We start from the raw sequence: 16,493 nt of genomic DNA, 5'->3' as shown, positions 1-16,493 counted from the left end.
CTTCAACGGTAAGGAGCGTCGTCGGCCCGGCGGCGGGCGATGTCGGCTTCGTAGCGGTCGCCCACGGCGAGCAGCATGTCTTTGGTGAAATACAGGTCGCCGCGCTTTTCGCCGTGGTATTCGTGGATATGGGTTTCCACGATCGAGTCCACGGGGCAGCTTTCCTCACAGAAGCCGCAGAAAATGCACTTGGTCAGATCGATGTCGTAACGCGTGGTGCGGCGCGAGCCGTCATCACGCTGTTCCGATTCGATGGTGATCGCCAACGCCGGGCAAACCGCTTCACACAGCTTGCACGCGATGCAGCGCTCTTCCCCGTTGGGGTAGCGGCGCAATGCGTGCAGGCCGCGGAAACGCGCCGACGTGGGCGTCTTTTCCTGCGGATAACGCAAGGTGACCTTGCGCTTGAAAAAATACTTGCCCGTCAGGCGCATGCCCTTGAGCAACTCGGTCAGCATCAGACTGCCGAAGAAATCTTTGATCGCTTCCATATCCTGCCTCTGCCTGGCGGCTTAGCGCCAAATGTTCCAGGGCGTCTGCATCCAGATCGCCACCACGACCAGCCAAACGCCGGTCAGCGGGATGAAGATTTTCCAACCCAAACGCATGATCTGGTCATAGCGGTAGCGCGGGAACGATGCGCGGAACCACACGAACAACGAGACCACGACGAACGTCTTCAGACCCAGCCAGATCCAACCCGGGATCCAGGTCAGCGGCGCGATGTCGATCGGGGAAGCCCAGCCGCCCAGGAACATGATCGACGCCATGCAGGACAGCAGGATCATGTTGGCGTATTCACCCAGGAAGAACAGGGCGAAGGCCATACCCGAGTACTCGACCATGTGGCCGGCCACGATTTCCGATTCGCCTTCCACCACGTCGAACGGGTGGCGGTTGGTTTCGGCCACGATCGCCACGACGTAGATCACGAACAGCGGCAACAGCGGGAGCCAGTTCCACGACATGAACGTCAGGCCCTTGTCGGCAAACCAGCCGCGGTTCTGGACGTTGACGATCTCGGACATGTTCAGGCTGCCGGACACCAGCAGCACCGTCACCAGCACGAAGCCGATGGCCAGTTCGTAGGACAGCATCTGCGCCGAGGCGCGCAAGGCGCCCAGGAATGCGTACTTGGAGTTCGACGCCCAGCCCGCCACGATCACGCCATAAACGCCGATCGACGTGATGGCCATGATGTACAGCAGGCCGGCGTTGACGTTGGCCAGCACGACATCGGGACCGAAGGGCACCACGGCCCAGGCGGCCAATGCGGGCATCAGCGTGACCACGGGGGCCACGACGAACAGCACCTTGTTGGCTTCGCTGGGGACGATGACTTCCTTCGTCAACAGCTTGAACACGTCAGCGAACGGTTGCAGCAACCCCTTGAAACCCACGCGGTTCGGGCCCACGCGCACGTGCATGGCGCCGATCATCTTGCGTTCCCAGTACGTCAGGTACGCGACGCACAGAATGATCGGCACGGCGATGATCACAATCTTGATGAGGGTCCAGAGGACCATCCAGACCGTCGGGCCCAGCAATGCCTGCCCGTGGCTCTCAAGAACATTAAGCCATTCCATCAGGCACGCTCCACGCTGAGTTGACCGAATGCGCCACCCAGGGCTGCGGTGTTTTCAAAGGCTGCGGAAATGCGCACGGCGCGGTCGGCCACGGCATCATCCTGCACGGTTTCGAGTTCGACGGCGCCTTGGGCGCCCGCGACGCGGACCTTGACCCCGGCCGTCAGGCCCAGGCTGGTCAGCGTGCGGCCGTTCATGGCGGCAGCCGGCTTCTTCGAGGCCGGGGACGCTTGCAGCGGCTCCGAACGGCGGACCATGGCGTCGGTGCGGTAGATCGGCACGTCAGCCACGCGTTCCAGGCCGCTTGCAGCCTGGCCCAGGCCCAGCGGCGCCTTGACGTCGTTGGACAAGCGGCCTTCGATGCCACCGGCCAGCGCGGCGTCGCGCACGGATTCCGACGTTTCATCGTCAAAGCCGGCCAGGTGCAGGACGTTGCCCAGCACGCGCAGGACCTTCCAGCCCGGACGCGTCTGGCCCAACGGCGTGACCGTGCCCTTGAAGCTCTGGGCCAGGCCTTGCGCGTTGACGAACGTGCCCGAGGTTTCGGTGAACGGCGACACCGGCAGCATGACGTCGGCCCACTCGGCGGCGGCCGAACGGTACGGCGTCAAGGCGACGGCGAATTGCGCGCCGCGCAGCGCGGCGATGGCTTGCTGGCCGTTGTCGGCATCCAGCAGCGGCTCGGCGTGCAGCACGACATAGGCCTTCAGCGGCTCGGCCAGCATGGCGGCGGCGGTCTTGCCGCCCTTGCCCGGAACGGCGCCCGCCAGGTAACCGCCGACGGTGTTGCCGCCGGAGGTCAGGAAGCCGAACTTGCCGCCGGCCAGATCCGCCACGGCGCGGCCGTTGGCGGCCAGCGTCGAGGCCTGGGCGCTGGCGACAGCCAGGTTGCCCATCAGCACGGCGGTGTTGGCGCCGGAAGCCAGGCTGGCGGCGATGATCTTGGCGTTTTCGCCCGGGGTGACCGAGGCGAATTCGGCCGGCACGGCTTGTTCCTTGGCCTGCGCCAGGGCGACGGCCACTTCGGCCAGCGCGCGCGGCAGCTCGGACGGAGCAACGGTGATGCGGGCGGCGACGGGCATCAGAGGATCGTCAGCGGCGCTGTCGACCATCAGGATCTGCGTGCCGCGCTTGGCCGCTTGGCGCAGGCGCTGCGCCATCAGCGGGTGGTCCTTGCGCAGGAACGAACCGACGACCAGGACGCGGTCCAGGTTGTCGAGTTCGGCGATGGGCATGCCCAGCCACGGCGTGCCGGTCAATGCGGCGTCAAACGCCGGATCGGTCTGGCGCAGGCGGAAGTCGATGTTCTCGGAACCCAGCGCGCGGACCAGACGGCCCAGCAACGCGTATTCTTCGGTGGTGGCGTATTCCGACGCCAGCGCGCCGATCTGGCCGGCGCCGAAGCTGTCACGGACACGCGACAGGCCTTGGGCCACGGCTTGCAGCGCGTCGGCCCAGGAGGCTTCCTGCCACTTGCCGTCGGTGCCCTTGATCATCGGGGCGGACAAGCGGTCGTCGCTGTTCAGGCCTTCATACGAGAAACGGTCGCGGTCGCTGATCCAGCATTCGTTGACGGCTTCGTCTTCGAACGGGACCACGCGCATCACGCGGTCGCCCTTGACCTGGACCACCAGGTTGGCGCCCAGGCTGTCGTGCGGGCTGACCGAACGGCGGCGGGCCAGTTCCCAGGTGCGGGCGCTGTAGCGGAAGGGCTTGGAGGTCAGCGCGCCCACCGGACAGATGTCGATCATGTTGCCCGACAGTTCGGACTCGATCGAGCGGCCCACGAAGGTCGTGATCTCGGAGTGTTCGCCACGGCCCAGCATGCCGAGCTCCATGACGCCGGCGATTTCCTGGCCGAAGCGCACGCAGCGGGTGCAGTGGATGCAGCGGCTCATTTCCTCGGCGGAAACCAGCGGACCCAGGTCCTTGTGGAAAACGACGCGCTTTTCCTCTTGGTAACGCGAGGACGAGCCACCGTAGCCCACGGCCAGATCCTGCAGCTGGCATTCGCCGCCCTGATCGCAGATCGGGCAGTCGAGGGGGTGATTGATGAGCAAGAATTCCATCACCGACTTCTGAGCGGCGCGAGCCTTCTCAGAGCAGGTGTGGACGACCATGCCGTTGGTCACGGGCGTGGCGCAGGCGGGCAGCGCCTTGGGCGCTTTTTCCACTTCAACCAGGCACATCCGGCAGTTGGCCGCGATGGACAGTTTCTTGTGGTAGCAGAAATGCGGCACGTAAAGCCCGACTTTCTGAGCGGCATGCATGACCATGCTGCCTTCGGGCACTTCGACCTGATTGCCGTCGACGGTTAGTTCAACCATTGCTGTTCCTGAGACCTACAGATATTGCGGGACCACACAAGACTTATGCTCGATGTGGTGCGCGAATTCGTCGCGAAAATGCTTGAGGAAGCCACGGACGGGCATGGCGGCGGCGTCACCCAGGGCGCAGATGGTGCGGCCCATGATGTTGCCTGCCACGTTGTCCAGCAAGTCCAGATCTTCCGGACGGCCGTGACCGTTTTCGATGCGGTGCACCATGCGGTAGAGCCAGCCGGTGCCTTCGCGGCACGGCGTGCACTGGCCGCAGCTTTCCTCGAAATAGAAGTACGACAGGCGCAAGAGCGACTTCACCATGCAGCGCGTTTCGTCCATGACGATCACCGCGCCAGAACCGAGCATCGAGCCGGCCTTGGCGATGGAGTCATAGTCCATCGTGCATTCCATGATGATGTCGGCCGGCAGCACCGGGGCGCTGGATCCTCCAGGGATCACTGCCTTCAGTTTCTTGCCACCGCGCATGCCGCCCGCCAGTTCCAGCAGCGTCGAGAACGGGGTGCCCAGCGGGATCTCGTAGTTGCCGGGACGTTCGACGTCGCCGGTGATCGAGAACAGCTTGGTGCCGCCGTTGTTCGGCTTGCCGACTTCCAGGTAGGCCTGGCCGCTGTTGCGGATGATCCACGGCACCGCCGCGAACGTTTCGGTGTTGTTGATCGTGGTGGGCTTGCCGTACAGGCCGAAGCTGGCCGGGAACGGCGGCTTGAAGCGCGGTTGGCCCTTCTTGCCTTCCAGCGATTCCAGCAGCGCGGTTTCTTCGCCGCAGATGTAGGCGCCGTAACCGTGGAACGCGTGCAGCTGGAAGCTGTAGTCCGAACCCAGGATCTTGTCGCCCAGGAAGCCAGCGGCGCGCGCCTCTTCCAGCGCTTCTTCAAAGCGCTCGTAGACTTCGAAGATTTCGCCGTGGATGTAGTTGTAGCCGACGCTGATGCCCATGGCGTAGGCCGCGATCGCCATGCCTTCAATCACGATGTGCGGATTGAAGCGCAGGATGTCGCGGTCCTTGAACGTGCCGGGCTCGCCTTCGTCCGAGTTGCAGACGAGGTATTTCTGGCCCGGGAAGGCACGCGGCATGAAGCTCCACTTCAGGCCGGTCGGGAAGCCCGCGCCGCCACGGCCGCGCAGGCCCGACGCCTTGACTTCGGCGATCACGTCTTCCGGCTTCAGGCCGGTGGTGAGGATCTTTCTCAGGGCTTCGTAGCCCCCGCGCTTGACGTAGTCGGCCAGGCGCCAGTTCTCGCCGTCGACGTCCGCCATGATCTGCGGCTGGATGTGCCGGCCGTGCAGGCACATCGAGTTGGACACGTCGTTCAGCGGGTTGGGATCCAGCCCTTGCGCGAACTGCTTGTACAGGTCGGGCGCGTTCATGCCGACTCTCCTTGCACCTTGAGGGCCGCGACCAGCGCGTCCAGCTTCTCGTCGGTCATGCGCACGCACATATGCTTGTTGTTCACGATCAGCACGGGGGAATCGCCACAAGCGCCCATGCATTCGCCTTCGACCAGCGTGAACTGGCCGTCGGCGGTGGTTTGACGGTAGTCGACACCCAGCTTGCGCTTGAGGTATTCACCGGCACGATCGCCATCGCGCAAGGCACAGGGCAAGTTCGTGCAGACGGCGATCTTGTTCTTGCCGACGGGCTTGACGTCGAACATGTTGTAGAACGTGGCGACTTCCTGCACCGCGATGGGTGGGACGCCAATGTAATTGGCCACATCTTCAATGGTTTCGGTAGCCAACCAGCCCTTCTCTTCTTGCGCGATGGCAAGCGAGGCCATGATGGCGGACTGCCGCTGGTCGGCCGGGAACTTCGCGAGTTCTCGGTCGATTTTCTGGTAGGCCTGTTCGGAAAGCAGCATAGTTTGAATCCGGGTTATGCGGGCGTGCTCGTGACTGTCTGGGCGGATCAGCGATCGATCTCGCCGAAAACGATGTCCTGCGTACCAATGATGGTGACGGCGTCGGCGATCATGTGACCGCGCGACATTTCGTCCAGCGCTTGCAGGTGGACAAAGCCGGGGGCCCGAATCTTCAGGCGGTAAGGCTTGTTGGCGCCATCCGACACCAGATAGATGCCGAATTCGCCCTTGGGGTGCTCCACCGAGGCAAACGCCTCGCCCGGGGGCACGTGGAAACCTTCGGTGAAGAGCTTGAAATGGTGAATCAGCTCTTCCATGTTGGTCTTCATGGCGGTGCGCTTGGGCGGGGCGATCTTGTGATTCTCGATCATGACCGGACCCGGGTTATTGCGCAGCCATTCCACGCACTGGCGGATGATGCGATTGCTTTCACGCATTTCGGCGATGCGGACCAGGTAGCGGTCATAGCAGTCGCCGTTGACACCCACGGGGATGTCGAAATCGAGCAGGTCATAGACTTCGTAGGGCTGCGTCTTGCGCAAGTCCCAGGCCACGCCCGAGCCACGCAGCATCGGGCCGGTGAAGCCCAGCGCCTTGGCGCGCTCGGGATCGACCACGCCGATGCCCACCAGACGCTGCTTCCAGATGCGGTTGTCGGTGAGCAGCGTTTCGTACTCGTCGACGCAGGCCGGGAAGCGGTTGGTGAAGTCTTCGATGAAGTCCAGCAGCGAACCCGAACGCGCATCGTTCATCAAGCGCATTTCTTTGTCGCCGCGGTATTTGCTGGTGTCGCCGTACTGCGGCATCGTGTCCGGCAGGTCGCGGTAGACGCCGCCCGGACGGTAGTAGGCCGCGTGCATGCGCGCGCCCGAGACCGCTTCGTAGCAGTCCATCAGGTCTTCGCGTTCACGGAAGGCGTACAGGAACACCGCCATGGCGCCCACGTCCAGCGCGTGCGAACCCAACGACATCAGGTGGTTCAACAGACGCGTGATCTCGTCGAACATGACGCGGATGTACTGGGCACGCAACGGGGCTTCGACGCCCAGCAGCTTTTCGATGGCCATGACATAGGCGTGCTCGTTGCACATCATGGACACGTAGTCCAGGCGGTCCATGTAGGGCAGCGCCTGGATGTAGGTCTTGTGTTCGGCCAGCTTTTCGGTGGCACGGTGCAGCAGGCCGATGTGCGGGTCGGCGCGCTGGATGACTTCGCCGTCCAGTTCCAGCACCAGGCGCAACACACCGTGCGCGGCCGGATGCTGGGGACCGAAGTTGAGCGTGTAGTTCTTGATTTCTGCCATGATTTAGCGCCCCAAGCCGTAGGAGTCTTCGCGGAGCACACGCGGGGTGATCTCGCGCGGATCGATCGTGACCGGCTGGTAAATGACACGCCGTTGTTCGGGGTCGTAACGCATTTCGACGGTACCGGACAGCGGGAAGTCCTTGCGGAACGGATGGCCGATGAAGCCGTAGTCGGTCAGGATGCGGCGCAGGTCCGGGTGGCCTTCGAAGACGATGCCGTACAGGTCGAAGGCTTCGCGTTCGAACCAGCCCACGGTCGGCCAGCATTCCATCAGCGACGCGATAATCGGGAATTCGTCGTCAGTGGCCCAGGTACGGACACGCAGGCGCCAGTTGTTCTCGATCGACAAAAGGTGGATCACCACGGCGAAGCGCGCGCGGTGGATCTTGGCGGTGGTTTCCTCGGGCAACTGGCGCGTGCCGTTGCCCCAGGTCAGGTAGTCGACGCCACAGAGGTCGATACAGGTTTCAAAGCGCAGGCCGGCTTCGGTGCGCAGCTTGTTGCAGACGGAGAACCACTGCTGCGCGGGTACTTCGAGCGTCAGCTCGCCCAACGCCTCGGTCAGCGCGATATCCGCGCCGAGGGTGGTCTGCAAATTGTTTTTCAGGGTTTCGAGCCTGGTCATCATCTTGTACGCTTAGGTGAACCGATACGCTGGTTTCGAGAAGGCCCGCGGCAACGATTGCCGCCGGCCAGACGAAGGCTCAGCGCGCAATCGTGTTGGTCAGGCGGATCTTGTTCTGCATCTGCAGCAAGCCGTAGACCAGCGCCTCGGCCGTGGGCGGGCAGCCCGGCACGTAGACGTCTACCGGTACGATGCGGTCGCAACCACGAACCACCGAATACGAATAGTGGTAGTAGCCGCCGCCATTGGCACAGGAGCCCATGGAAACCACCCAACGCGGCTCGGGCATCTGGTCATAGACCTTACGCAGCGCCGGCGCCATCTTGTTGCACAGCGTGCCAGCGACGATCATCAGATCGGACTGACGCGGGCTGGGCCGGAAAATGATGCCGAACTGGTCCAGGTCGTAGCGGGCCGCGCCCGCGTGCATCATCTCAACCGCGCAACAGGCCAGACCGAAGGTCATGGGCCACATGGAGCCGGTCTTCGCCCAATTAAGGAACTTGTCGGCGCTGGTTGTGATGAACCCTTGCTTGAGAATGCCGTCTATAGCCATATTCGTCTCTGATAGCGTGCTGTGAAAAAACCCGGAGGGGTTATTCCCAGTCCAGCGCGCCCTTTTTCCATTCGTAGATGAAGCCGACGGTCAACACGGCTAGGAAAACCATGACCGTCCAGAAACCGACGAGCCCGACTGTGCCTTGGGCAATGGCCCACGGGAACAGGAACGCGATTTCCAGGTCGAAAAGAATGAACAGAATCGCCACCAGGTAGTAGCGCACGTCAAACTTCATGCGGGCGTCTTCAAACGCTTCGAAGCCGCACTCATAGGGCGACAGCTTCTCAGCGTAAGGACGCCGTGGGCCAAGGAGGGAGCCGGCCGTTAGAAGCGCGAACCCGATAAGGGTGGCCACTACGATAAACAGCAGGACGGGAAAATACTGTTGCAGGTTCATTCAGGCGTCCGTCAAATGCGCAAACCTTAGGATTGTAGCATTCGCGTGGTTACTTCCGGCTGAACTCTGTAGCTTGAATAACAGGTGAAAGACTGCATTCCTCAAATGGAACAATCGCAGTTTTCGAGACAGAGCTGCAAGGATACAGGACTCTCCTGACAAGCACCTGCGGAACGCAAAAAACCAGATCGATGGAACAAAAAAAAGCCACCCCGAAAGGTGGCTTTATACGAACGGGCCGAAGCCCGTTCGTTCGCTTGCGCTCTGAATCCAGACAGGGCTTGCGCCCTGCATTGGATTAGAAGCGGTGGCGGATACCGACGCCGACAGCGGTCGACTTCAGGTCGTCGATGAAGGCGTAGTTCTTGGCGTACGAACCGTAGGCGTACAGGTTGGTGCGCTTGGACAGGTCGTAGGTGTAGCCCAGCGAGTAGACTTGGGTCGACTCGTCGCCGCCGGTCAGCTTGGTGTTGCTGGGGTCAACCATTTGCCACGAACCGAACAGGCTGCTTGCGCCGCCGATCGGGGCGGACAGGCCGACCATGTACGAGTTGGCCTTGAAGCCATCAGCAAAGGCGTTGGCGCCGAAGTTGATGCTGCCCAGGTTGGTGTCGACGCCTTGACCAGCGAACCAGCCGTCGGTCGTGCGAGCGTAGGCCAGAGCCAGCTTGACGACTTCAAAGTCGTACGAACCGCCGATGGCGTACTGACGCGGGGTAGCGTCGGACGAAGCGCCCGGCAGCTTGTTCGAGCCGTTCAGTTGGTCGTACGTCAGGGCTGCGTTCAGCGGGCCGTTGACATAGCGCAGACCGGTCGTGATGGCGCGGGTGTTGTCGGCGGTCTTGAAGCCGGTTTGAGCAGCGTTGGTGTCGTTCACGTTGAACGAGTAGCCGACGCCGAACTGGAAGCCGCTGAACGACGGGGTCTGATACATGACCATGTTGTCGTAGCGGTTCGTGTTGGCGGCGCTCAGAGCCACGCCGATGTTAGCTTGACCGAAGCCAGCGCCGAACGGGTCGATCGAGCCGAAGTACTTCGACGCGATGTTGGTTTGGCGACCGAAGTCCAGTTGGCCCCAGCTGTCGCTGGCCAGACCGACGGTGGCTTGACGACCGAACAGGCGACCGCCTTGAGCGGAGTTGCCGTTACCGGAGTTGAAACCCGATTCCAGTTGGAAAACAGCGCGCAGGCCGTCACCCAGATCTTCCGAACCACGCAGACCCCAGCGCGAACCGTTTTGGACGCCGTTGATCATGCCGAAACGGCTGCCGTTCGCGCCTTCATTGCTGGCGCCGCTGATCTTGTTGTAGCCGAGGCCCGTGTCGATGATGCCGTACAGGGTGACAGACGTTTCTGCCTGGGCGACACCGGCGAAACCGGCGAGCAGGGCGGCAGCGAGCAGAGTCTTTTTCATTTAAGAAATCTCCGTTGATTTGAGTGACAAGAGCAGCAATCCAGCAAACCAGCCTGCCGCCCCCCTAACTCCGCGAAGGGAAGTTGACGCTATTGCATCAAAAATCGCGGGGACTGGCTATGGTCGGCATCAGAAAAGTGCTGGTTTGCGACACCCCTGTTGGGATCTTGCAACATCACGCGAACCTGCCGCCAAAGCTGCTAGGGCTTACCCTTGGTTCAACAGGCAAGCCCGTATCCATGCGACTTTCAGCCCTGCCCCTAATTTTTTTGGGCATTTTAGCCTGCCGCTTTCAAACGCCTTTCCCACCCAAGGCCACGCGCTTTCCGTCTTGAAGCCGGTTCCGGCGCCGAGGCCCGCACCCTTGCCGCCCATGCATGGGGCCACCTTCAGATAACATTGTTATTAATAAAAATCGTCGATATTATCGAGCTGATTCCATCGCTGCCGCCGTGCCCCCATGCCCTCCCCGAGCGCCCGTACCGACCGCAATGAACGCCTGAGTGCGCTGCGCCGCCAGTTGATCCTGGACGCCGCCCAGCGCGTGTTCGAACAGGACGGCCTGGAAAAGACCACGATCCGGGCGATCGCCAAGGAGGCCGGCTGCACCACCGGCGCCATCTACCCCTGGTTCGCCGGCAAGGAAACGATCTACGGCGCGCTGCTGGACGAATCGCTGCAGCGGCTGCACACGCACCTGGCCGACGCTGCCGCCACGGGTGATGCGCCGGGCGCCGCACGCCGCGCCATCCAGGCCTTTTTCCGCTATTACGCCGAGCGGCAGACCGACTTTTCACTGGGCATGTATCTGTTCCAGGGGCTGGGGCCACGCGGCCTCGGCCGGGAAATGGACGAAAAGCTCAACGCCCGGCTGCGGCAATGCGTGGACCTGCTTGGCGCGGCCCTGGGCCGCACCAAAGGCTGGGACGCGCCAGTCGTGGCGATTGAGCAGATGAATCTCTTCACCTATCTGATGGGGTTATTGCTGCTGCTGCACACCCATCGCCTGAAATCCCTGGGCCAGCACGCCGACGCGTTGCTGGACAACTACTGCCTCGCCCTGGAGCAACGATGACCGCAACCGCCCTGGCCGCCGACCCCGAGGCCCCGCTGATCAGCCTGGCCGATTTCCACATCCTGCTGGCCGACCAGCATCCGTTTTCCCTGCTGCTGGGCATCGACATCCTGCGCATCGGCCGCGGCACGGCGCGCGCGGTGCTGCCTGCCCGCGACGCTCACCAACGCCTGGGCGGCATCGTCGCGGGGCCCATGTTGATGGGCTTGGCGGACCTGACCATGTATGCCGCCGTGGTGGGCGCCACCGGCCAGGCGCACGCCGTCACCGCCAGCCTGACCATCAACTTCCTGCGTAAAAGCCCCGCCGGCGCCATTTACGCGGACGCCCGCCTGCTGAAGGTGGGACGCCTGTCCGCCGGCGAAGTCATCCTGACCGGCGAAGGCTCGGACGAGCCCCTCGCCCATATCGTGAGCACGTGGTCCGTGCCCAAGCCATGAGCCAGCGCATCAGCATCTTAGGCATGGGCGGCACCGGGACGCTGGCTGCCCGGCGCCTGCTTGAGGCCAAGCCGGACCTTGCGCTGACCGTCTACGACATCGATCCCGATCGCTGCGAGGATTTCCGCGGTTCGGCCACGTTGGCCACCTCGGCCCGGGAAGCCCTGGCGGAATCGGACACCATCGTGCTGGCCTTGCCGCGGGAGCGCGAGATCGACCGTACGCTGGAGCGTTTCAGCGACGGCGAAGTCACGGCGCCCGTCGCAGGCAAGCAGATCATCGATCTGGCCCCTCCGCCCGGTGAACGGGCGCGCCGTCTGGGGATGGCGATCGCAAGCGCAGGCGGCCGCTACACCAGCATGCCAGGACTGGCGGCGGAAGACGCCAGCGCGCGCCTACTGCGCGTCTTGCACTGCCCGGCGTGACGTGCAGTAGCGCTCGGCCACCGCGACGCAAACCGACAACCAGGCCAGGCTGAAGGCGAAACCCGCCACGACGTCGCTGGTGAAATGGACCTGCAGCAAGATGCGGCTGAGTCCGATGGCCATGATCAGCGCGGCGGAAATCGCCACGCAAGGCCCCCGCCAGGCGGGCGGCGCCAGACGCCATGCCAGATAGCAGGCCGTGCCGTACACCGCCATCGCGGCCGAGGCATGGCCGCTGGGGAAACTCCACCCCGCCACCGTGGCATAGCCGTGATCGTGCTCAGGCCGAACCCGTTCAAAGGTGTGCTTGAGCAGCGAGTTGATCGCCCCGCCGACGCCGGTGGTGATGGCGCAGAACACCGCCAGGCGCCACCAGCCCGTCCAGAGCAGGTAAAGCGTCATCAGCACGCTCAGCACCGTCAGGAAGTCGCGGTCGCCCAGATATGTAAACCACGACAGCAGCCACAGCAGCGACGTGTCGATCGTCATGCTCAACGCGCCCGCCAGCGCACCGTCGAACGCGACGATGCCCCCCTGGCGCCGCACCGCCATCGCCAGCCCCACGAACAGCAACAACAAGACGGCCAGCCCCGACGCGTGGACGACGTTGCGGCACCGTCCCGAGCAACCGGCATAGGCGCGCACGGCGAAGAACGCGCCCACGCCCGCAAGCAGTGGCAGCGCAATGAACAACGCCAAGGCGTGGTAGGCCACCCATGCCGCATACGCGTCGGTCATGACAGCGTCACCAGCGTCTTGTCGACCGGCGCGAACGCGTGCGTGCCTGCCGCGTAGTCCCAGCGCTCGACGTGACAGGCCTGCAGGCCGCCCTCGCCTTCGCGCGTGATCACATTCACCGAGTTGGGCACGCTGCCCCGGACCCGGTGAGAGCACGCGGTGCCCGCCTGGACGATCCAGCCTGCCGGCTGGCCCGCCGCGGACAAGGGCAGCACATAAGGAAGATGGATGTGCCCGCCCAGGATCAGGTCCACCCCCGCCTGGGCCCAGGCCGCCAGCGCCCGCTCGCGCCCGATGAGCAGATTGGACAGGTCGGATTCGACCTTGGCGCGCACGGGATGGTGCGCCACCACGACGCGCAACTGGCCCGGGCGCGCCTGGCGCAGGCGCTGCGCCACGCGGGCGATCTGCGTATCGGAGATTTCGCCGTCCTTGTGACGGCGCGGCCGCGTGGTATTCACGCCGATGGCGAGCAGGCCCGGGTTTTCGAACACCGGCTCCAGCACCGCGCCCAACGCGCGCTTGTAGTTGCCGTACGGGTTGAGCGCGCGGGCGAACAGGTTGAACAGCGGGATGTCGTGGTTGCCCGGCACGGCCAGCACCGGCAGCGACAGGCGTTCGATGAATTTGCGGGCGGCGGCGAACTGCCCGCGCCGCGCGCGCTGCGTGATGTCGCCGCTGAGCACGACCAGATCCGGGTTCAGCGAACGAGCCAGGTCCAGCGCGGCCTCGAGCACGGGTTTGCGCTCGGTGCCGAAATGCGTGTCGGATAACTGCAGGATGCGCGTCATGAGCGGTCCAGGAACTGCGAGTCGGCCGGCACCACCAGCGGCAGCTTTTCGTCGGCCACCTTGAATTCCAGCGGCGTGTTCATCCAGGAGATTTCACCGTCCATCGCCACCTTGACGCGGTTGCGCCCGCGAATGTGCACCGTCAGCCGGTCGAAGGCGAAGCTGATCACGTGCTCCGCGTCGCCCAGCCGGCTGAACAGACCGCGCAGCAGCAGGCCATACAGCGCCAGCGTGCCGACCGGCCGCGCCGCCATCGCCACCAGGCGTCCGTGGTCCAGTTCGTGGGATTCGATGCCGATGTGTTCGAGTTGCAGCTTGTTGTTGCCGACCACCAGCGTTGGGGAACGCAGATCGCGCGCCCGGCCCTCGTATTCCAGTTGCAGCCTGAGCTGGCGCGGCGCGCGCAACAAGGTAACGATGCCCGACCACAGGGCCACGAGGCGGCTGCGGCCGAAACGCTGCTTATAGGCCTCGCGGTCTTCCAGCAGCGTGGGGTACAGGCCCAGACTGGCGTTCACCAGAAACAGCCTGCCGTTCAGGTGCCCGACCTGCACGGGCTGCAGATGGCCTTGCAGGAAGCCGCGCAAGGCGACGTCGGTGTCCTGCGAGATGCCGTAGCGGCGTCCGAAATAATTGAAGGTGCCCTGGGGCAGGATGCCGAAAGGCACGCCGCGGCCCAGCACCGTGCTGGCGACGGCATTGAGCGTGCCGTCGCCGCCGGCGGCGATCACGACGCCCTGTTCGTCCTGCGCACGCTTGACGGCGGCCTGCGCCGTTTCGGTCAGTTTGGACGGATCATCGACGGGCATCAGCGTGTAACGCCGACCGGCCTCGTCGAGGATGCCGCGGATGGTGTCCTGCAGGACCTGCGCGTCGCCGCGCCCCGATCCGGTGTTGAGGACGATGAATAGCGGTTCTTGTCCCGTCAGGGATTGCGCCCCGATTGCCGGGCGCTGCTGGGATGACGTCATGGGAGAAAGATAGCCCATGCCGGCAAATCGCCGCAAGGCAGCAAGGCGCGGCCGGCTCGACCAGCCCCGGCTTGCCGTGCGGGACGGCCAGTGCAGACAGCCCGATGCGCCCGGTGCGCGCAGCCGCGCGCACCGGTTCGCCTGCAACGGCGCTTAGCGGCCGATGGCGTAGGCCTGCATCAACCGCGGCGTGGCCGCCGCATGCAGCAGCCCATCTTCGTCGCGCGAGGCCGCGGTCAGGCGGCCCACGGACCATTCCGGCACTTCCTCGACCTGGTGCCCGCGCTGGCGCAGGCCGTCGATGACCTCGGGACCAAAACTGGCTTCCACCGCCAGATGGCCGGGCTTGCGGTCGCGCGGGTAGAAGGACGAGGGAAAGTGCATGGTGTGGGACATGGGCAGGTCGATGGCTTCCTGCAAGTTCAGCCCGTGGTGCACGTGGCGCAGGAAGAACAGCAGCTGCCATTGTTCCTGCTGGTCGCCGCCCGGGGTGCCGAATGCCAGATAGGGCTTGCCGTCGCGCAGCGCCAGCGAAGGCGTCAGCGTCGTGCGCGGACGTTTGCCCGGCGCCAGCGTGCCGGGCAGACCCTCTTCCAGCCAAAACATCTGGGCGCGGGTGTTCAGGCCAAAGCCCAGTTCCGGGATGACGGGCGAAGACTGGAACCAGCCGCCCGACGGCGTGGCGGAAATCATGTTGCCCCAGCGATCGATGACGTCCACATGCGTGGTGTCCCCGCGCTTGGCGGAGGCACGCATGTCGGCCAGCGTCGGTTCGTTGGTGGCGCTGCCGGGCGCCGACACTTTGGACAGGCGTTCCAGCGTATCCATGACGCGCGCCACCTGGGCCTCGAAGCCGGGCACCCGGCCGGGCAGCAGGTCGTGCGAGGCGGATTCGCCGATCAGCGCGCGGCGCTCGGCGTTGTACTCGTCGGACAACAGATGGGCCAGCGGCACGTCGATGAAAGCCGGATCGCCGTAGTAGGCCTCGCGGTCGGCGAACGCCAGCTTCATGGCTTCGGTGACGCGGTGGATGAATTCCACGCTGTTCGGGCCGACGCCCGCCAGGTCCATGCCTTTGAGCAGCGCCAGCGTCTGCAGGAAAACCGGCCCCTGGCTCCAGGCGCCGGCCTTGGCGACCGTATAGCCGTGATAGTCGTAGGTCAGCGGCTTGTCGTAGCTGGCCGACCAGCCCGCCAGGTCGTCCGCCGTGATGACACCCCGGTGGGTCGTGCCGCTTTCATCCATGACGTCGGTGTTGCGCGCGAACTTGTCGATCTCGTCGGCGATGAACCCCCGGTAGAACGCATCGCGGGCCGCTTCGATCTGGCGTTCGCGGTCCGCCCCCGCGGCCTCGGCTTCCTTTAGCACGCGGGTCCAGGTGCGGGCCAGCGCCGGGTTGCGGAACAGCTTGCGAGCTTCGGGCACCTTGCCGCCCGGCACGTAGACCTGGGCGGTGGTGGGCCAATGCGTTTCGAAGAAGTCCTTCAGGCCGGCGATGGTGTTGGAAATGCGCGGCATCAGCGCGTGGCCGTGCTCGGCGTAATAGATGGCGGGCTCCAGCACGTCGCGCACGCGCATCGTGCCGTGGTCGCGCAGCAGCAGCATCCAGGCGTCGAACGCGCCCGGGATCACGGTGGCCAGCAGGCCGTTGCCGGGGATCAGCTTGAGCCCTTCGGCGCGATAGCGTTCAAGCGTGGCCGCGGCAGGCGTCGTGCCCTGGCCGCAAAGCACCTCGACGCGCCCGGTCCGGGCCGAATAGAACACCGCGGGCACTTCACCGGCCGGGCCGACCAGGTGGGGCTCGACCACCTGCAGCACGAACGCCGATGCGGCGCACGCATCGAACGCGTTGCCGCCGCGTTCCAGCAGCGACATGCCGGCCGCGCTGGCCAACCAGTGGGTAGAGGTCACGACACCGAAGGTGCCGAGGATTTCCGGGCGAGTCGTAAACATGATGAATCCAGT

17 protein-coding genes are annotated in these 16,493 nt (G+C 64.4%); 3 read left to right on the top strand and 14 right to left on the bottom strand.

The annotated features are described in order from the left end of the window. Positions 1 to 2: 2 nt before the first annotated feature. The 10 genes from nuoI to HG262_RS12115 all read right to left on the bottom strand — a co-directional run bounded on the left by nuoI (position 3) and on the right by HG262_RS12115 (position 10,088). Positions 3 to 491, bottom strand: coding sequence for an NADH-quinone oxidoreductase subunit NuoI (nuoI, locus tag HG262_RS12160; RefSeq protein ID WP_006223758.1), 489 nt, complete (start codon positions 489 to 491; stop codon positions 3 to 5). Between the two features lie 21 nt (positions 492 to 512). Further along, positions 513 to 1,586: an NADH-quinone oxidoreductase subunit NuoH gene (nuoH, locus tag HG262_RS12155; RefSeq protein ID WP_054424153.1), complete on the bottom strand. Its 1,074-nt coding sequence runs from the start codon at positions 1,584 to 1,586 to the stop codon at positions 513 to 515. Then, a complete protein-coding gene (gene nuoG, locus HG262_RS12150) occupies positions 1,586 to 3,913 on the bottom strand; it encodes an NADH-quinone oxidoreductase subunit NuoG (RefSeq protein WP_169271266.1) in 2,328 nt (775 codons plus the stop codon). The genes nuoH and nuoG overlap by 1 nt, the downstream gene beginning before the upstream one ends. Positions 3,914 to 3,928: 15 nt before the next feature. Next, positions 3,929 to 5,296, bottom strand: coding sequence for an NADH-quinone oxidoreductase subunit NuoF (gene nuoF / locus HG262_RS12145; protein WP_169271265.1), 1,368 nt, complete (start codon positions 5,294 to 5,296; stop codon positions 3,929 to 3,931). After that, positions 5,293 to 5,787, bottom strand: a complete 495-nt coding sequence (gene nuoE, locus HG262_RS12140; protein WP_006217963.1) for an NADH-quinone oxidoreductase subunit NuoE — start codon at positions 5,785 to 5,787, stop codon at positions 5,293 to 5,295. Before nuoE ends, nuoF begins: the two co-directional genes overlap by 4 nt. Positions 5,788 to 5,834: 47 nt before the next feature. Next, complete coding sequence (locus HG262_RS12135; RefSeq protein ID WP_169271264.1) at positions 5,835 to 7,091, bottom strand: NADH-quinone oxidoreductase subunit D; 1,257 nt, start codon at positions 7,089 to 7,091, stop codon at positions 5,835 to 5,837. A 3-nt stretch (positions 7,092 to 7,094) separates the two neighbouring features. Next, positions 7,095 to 7,721, bottom strand: coding sequence for an NADH-quinone oxidoreductase subunit C (locus HG262_RS12130; protein ID WP_169271263.1), 627 nt, complete (start codon positions 7,719 to 7,721; stop codon positions 7,095 to 7,097). Between the two features lie 76 nt (positions 7,722 to 7,797). Next, the gene (locus HG262_RS12125; protein ID WP_006217960.1) at positions 7,798 to 8,274 is read right to left on the bottom strand and encodes an NADH-quinone oxidoreductase subunit B; all 477 of its coding nucleotides are present in this window, start codon (positions 8,272 to 8,274) and stop codon (positions 7,798 to 7,800) included. 40 nt (positions 8,275 to 8,314) lie between these two features. After that, positions 8,315 to 8,674 (bottom strand): NADH-quinone oxidoreductase subunit A, encoded by a 360-nt coding sequence (locus HG262_RS12120; protein ID WP_006217959.1) that lies wholly within the window; start codon positions 8,672 to 8,674, stop codon positions 8,315 to 8,317. A gap of 298 nt (positions 8,675 to 8,972) precedes the next feature. Beyond that, a complete protein-coding gene (locus HG262_RS12115; protein WP_169271262.1) occupies positions 8,973 to 10,088 on the bottom strand; it encodes a porin in 1,116 nt (371 codons plus the stop codon). A 460-nt stretch (positions 10,089 to 10,548) separates the two neighbouring features. On the opposite strand from HG262_RS12115, the gene HG262_RS12110 reads away from it, so the two are divergent. The 3 genes from HG262_RS12110 to HG262_RS12100 are packed head-to-tail and all read left to right on the top strand — an operon-like array spanning position 10,549 to position 12,028. Beyond that, the gene (locus tag HG262_RS12110; RefSeq protein WP_169271261.1) at positions 10,549 to 11,163 is read left to right on the top strand and encodes a TetR/AcrR family transcriptional regulator; all 615 of its coding nucleotides are present in this window, start codon (positions 10,549 to 10,551) and stop codon (positions 11,161 to 11,163) included. Next, on the top strand, positions 11,160 to 11,603 hold the full coding sequence (locus HG262_RS12105) for a PaaI family thioesterase (protein ID WP_169271260.1): 444 nt from the start codon (positions 11,160 to 11,162) through the stop codon (positions 11,601 to 11,603). The genes HG262_RS12110 and HG262_RS12105 overlap by 4 nt, the downstream gene beginning before the upstream one ends. After that, a complete protein-coding gene (locus tag HG262_RS12100; protein WP_169271259.1) occupies positions 11,600 to 12,028 on the top strand; it encodes an NAD(P)-binding domain-containing protein in 429 nt (142 codons plus the stop codon). Before HG262_RS12105 ends, HG262_RS12100 begins: the two co-directional genes overlap by 4 nt. On the opposite strand, the gene HG262_RS12095 is transcribed toward HG262_RS12100, so the two are convergent. From HG262_RS12095 to HG262_RS12080, 4 genes are all read right to left on the bottom strand, one after another. After that, complete coding sequence (locus HG262_RS12095; RefSeq protein ID WP_169271258.1) at positions 11,999 to 12,766, bottom strand: phosphatase PAP2 family protein; 768 nt, start codon at positions 12,764 to 12,766, stop codon at positions 11,999 to 12,001. The two genes, HG262_RS12100 and HG262_RS12095, sit on opposite strands and share 30 nt — an antisense overlap. After that, a complete protein-coding gene (locus tag HG262_RS12090) occupies positions 12,763 to 13,557 on the bottom strand; it encodes a metallophosphoesterase family protein (protein WP_169271257.1) in 795 nt (264 codons plus the stop codon). Before HG262_RS12090 ends, HG262_RS12095 begins: the two co-directional genes overlap by 4 nt. Continuing rightward, positions 13,554 to 14,528, bottom strand: coding sequence for a diacylglycerol kinase family protein (locus HG262_RS12085; protein ID WP_169271256.1), 975 nt, complete (start codon positions 14,526 to 14,528; stop codon positions 13,554 to 13,556). Before HG262_RS12085 ends, HG262_RS12090 begins: the two co-directional genes overlap by 4 nt. Positions 14,529 to 14,681: 153 nt before the next feature. Next, a complete protein-coding gene (locus HG262_RS12080; RefSeq protein WP_169271255.1) occupies positions 14,682 to 16,481 on the bottom strand; it encodes a gamma-glutamyltransferase family protein in 1,800 nt (599 codons plus the stop codon). Positions 16,482 to 16,493 lie beyond the last annotated feature (12 nt).

Source organism: Achromobacter sp. Bel, assembly GCF_012928505.1.
Taxonomy (GTDB): Bacteria; Pseudomonadota; Gammaproteobacteria; order Burkholderiales; family Burkholderiaceae_B; genus Achromobacter.
Note: the sequence above shows the minus strand (reverse complement) of the source record. Positions and strands in the feature narration are given on the sequence as shown.

Bases quoted from the DNA above. Each gene is read 5' to 3' on its own strand.
- nuoE (WP_006217963.1), bottom strand. From the start codon at position 5,787: ATGCTGCTTTCCGAACAGGCCTACCAGAAAATCGACCGAGAACTCGCG.
- HG262_RS12105 (WP_169271260.1), top strand. From the start codon at position 11,160: ATGACCGCAACCGCCCTGGCCGCCGACCCCGAGGCCCCGCTGATCAGC.
- HG262_RS12090 (WP_169271257.1), bottom strand. From the start codon at position 13,557: ATGACGCGCATCCTGCAGTTATCCGACACGCATTTCGGCACCGAGCGC.
- nuoG (WP_169271266.1), bottom strand. From the start codon at position 3,913: ATGGTTGAACTAACCGTCGACGGCAATCAGGTCGAAGTGCCCGAAGGC.
- nuoI (WP_006223758.1), bottom strand. From the start codon at position 491: ATGGAAGCGATCAAAGATTTCTTCGGCAGTCTGATGCTGACCGAGTTG.
- nuoH (WP_054424153.1), bottom strand. From the start codon at position 1,586: ATGGAATGGCTTAATGTTCTTGAGAGCCACGGGCAGGCATTGCTGGGC.
- HG262_RS12095 (WP_169271258.1), bottom strand. From the start codon at position 12,766: ATGACCGACGCGTATGCGGCATGGGTGGCCTACCACGCCTTGGCGTTG.
- HG262_RS12085 (WP_169271256.1), bottom strand. From the start codon at position 14,528: ATGACGTCATCCCAGCAGCGCCCGGCAATCGGGGCGCAATCCCTGACG.
- HG262_RS12110 (WP_169271261.1), top strand. From the start codon at position 10,549: ATGCCCTCCCCGAGCGCCCGTACCGACCGCAATGAACGCCTGAGTGCG.
- HG262_RS12130 (WP_169271263.1), bottom strand. From the start codon at position 7,721: ATGATGACCAGGCTCGAAACCCTGAAAAACAATTTGCAGACCACCCTC.
- nuoF (WP_169271265.1), bottom strand. From the start codon at position 5,296: ATGAACGCGCCCGACCTGTACAAGCAGTTCGCGCAAGGGCTGGATCCC.
- HG262_RS12080 (WP_169271255.1), bottom strand. From the start codon at position 16,481: ATGTTTACGACTCGCCCGGAAATCCTCGGCACCTTCGGTGTCGTGACC.
- HG262_RS12100 (WP_169271259.1), top strand. From the start codon at position 11,600: ATGAGCCAGCGCATCAGCATCTTAGGCATGGGCGGCACCGGGACGCTG.
- HG262_RS12135 (WP_169271264.1), bottom strand. From the start codon at position 7,091: ATGGCAGAAATCAAGAACTACACGCTCAACTTCGGTCCCCAGCATCCG.
- HG262_RS12120 (WP_006217959.1), bottom strand. From the start codon at position 8,674: ATGAACCTGCAACAGTATTTTCCCGTCCTGCTGTTTATCGTAGTGGCC.
- HG262_RS12125 (WP_006217960.1), bottom strand. From the start codon at position 8,274: ATGGCTATAGACGGCATTCTCAAGCAAGGGTTCATCACAACCAGCGCC.
- HG262_RS12115 (WP_169271262.1), bottom strand. From the start codon at position 10,088: ATGAAAAAGACTCTGCTCGCTGCCGCCCTGCTCGCCGGTTTCGCCGGT.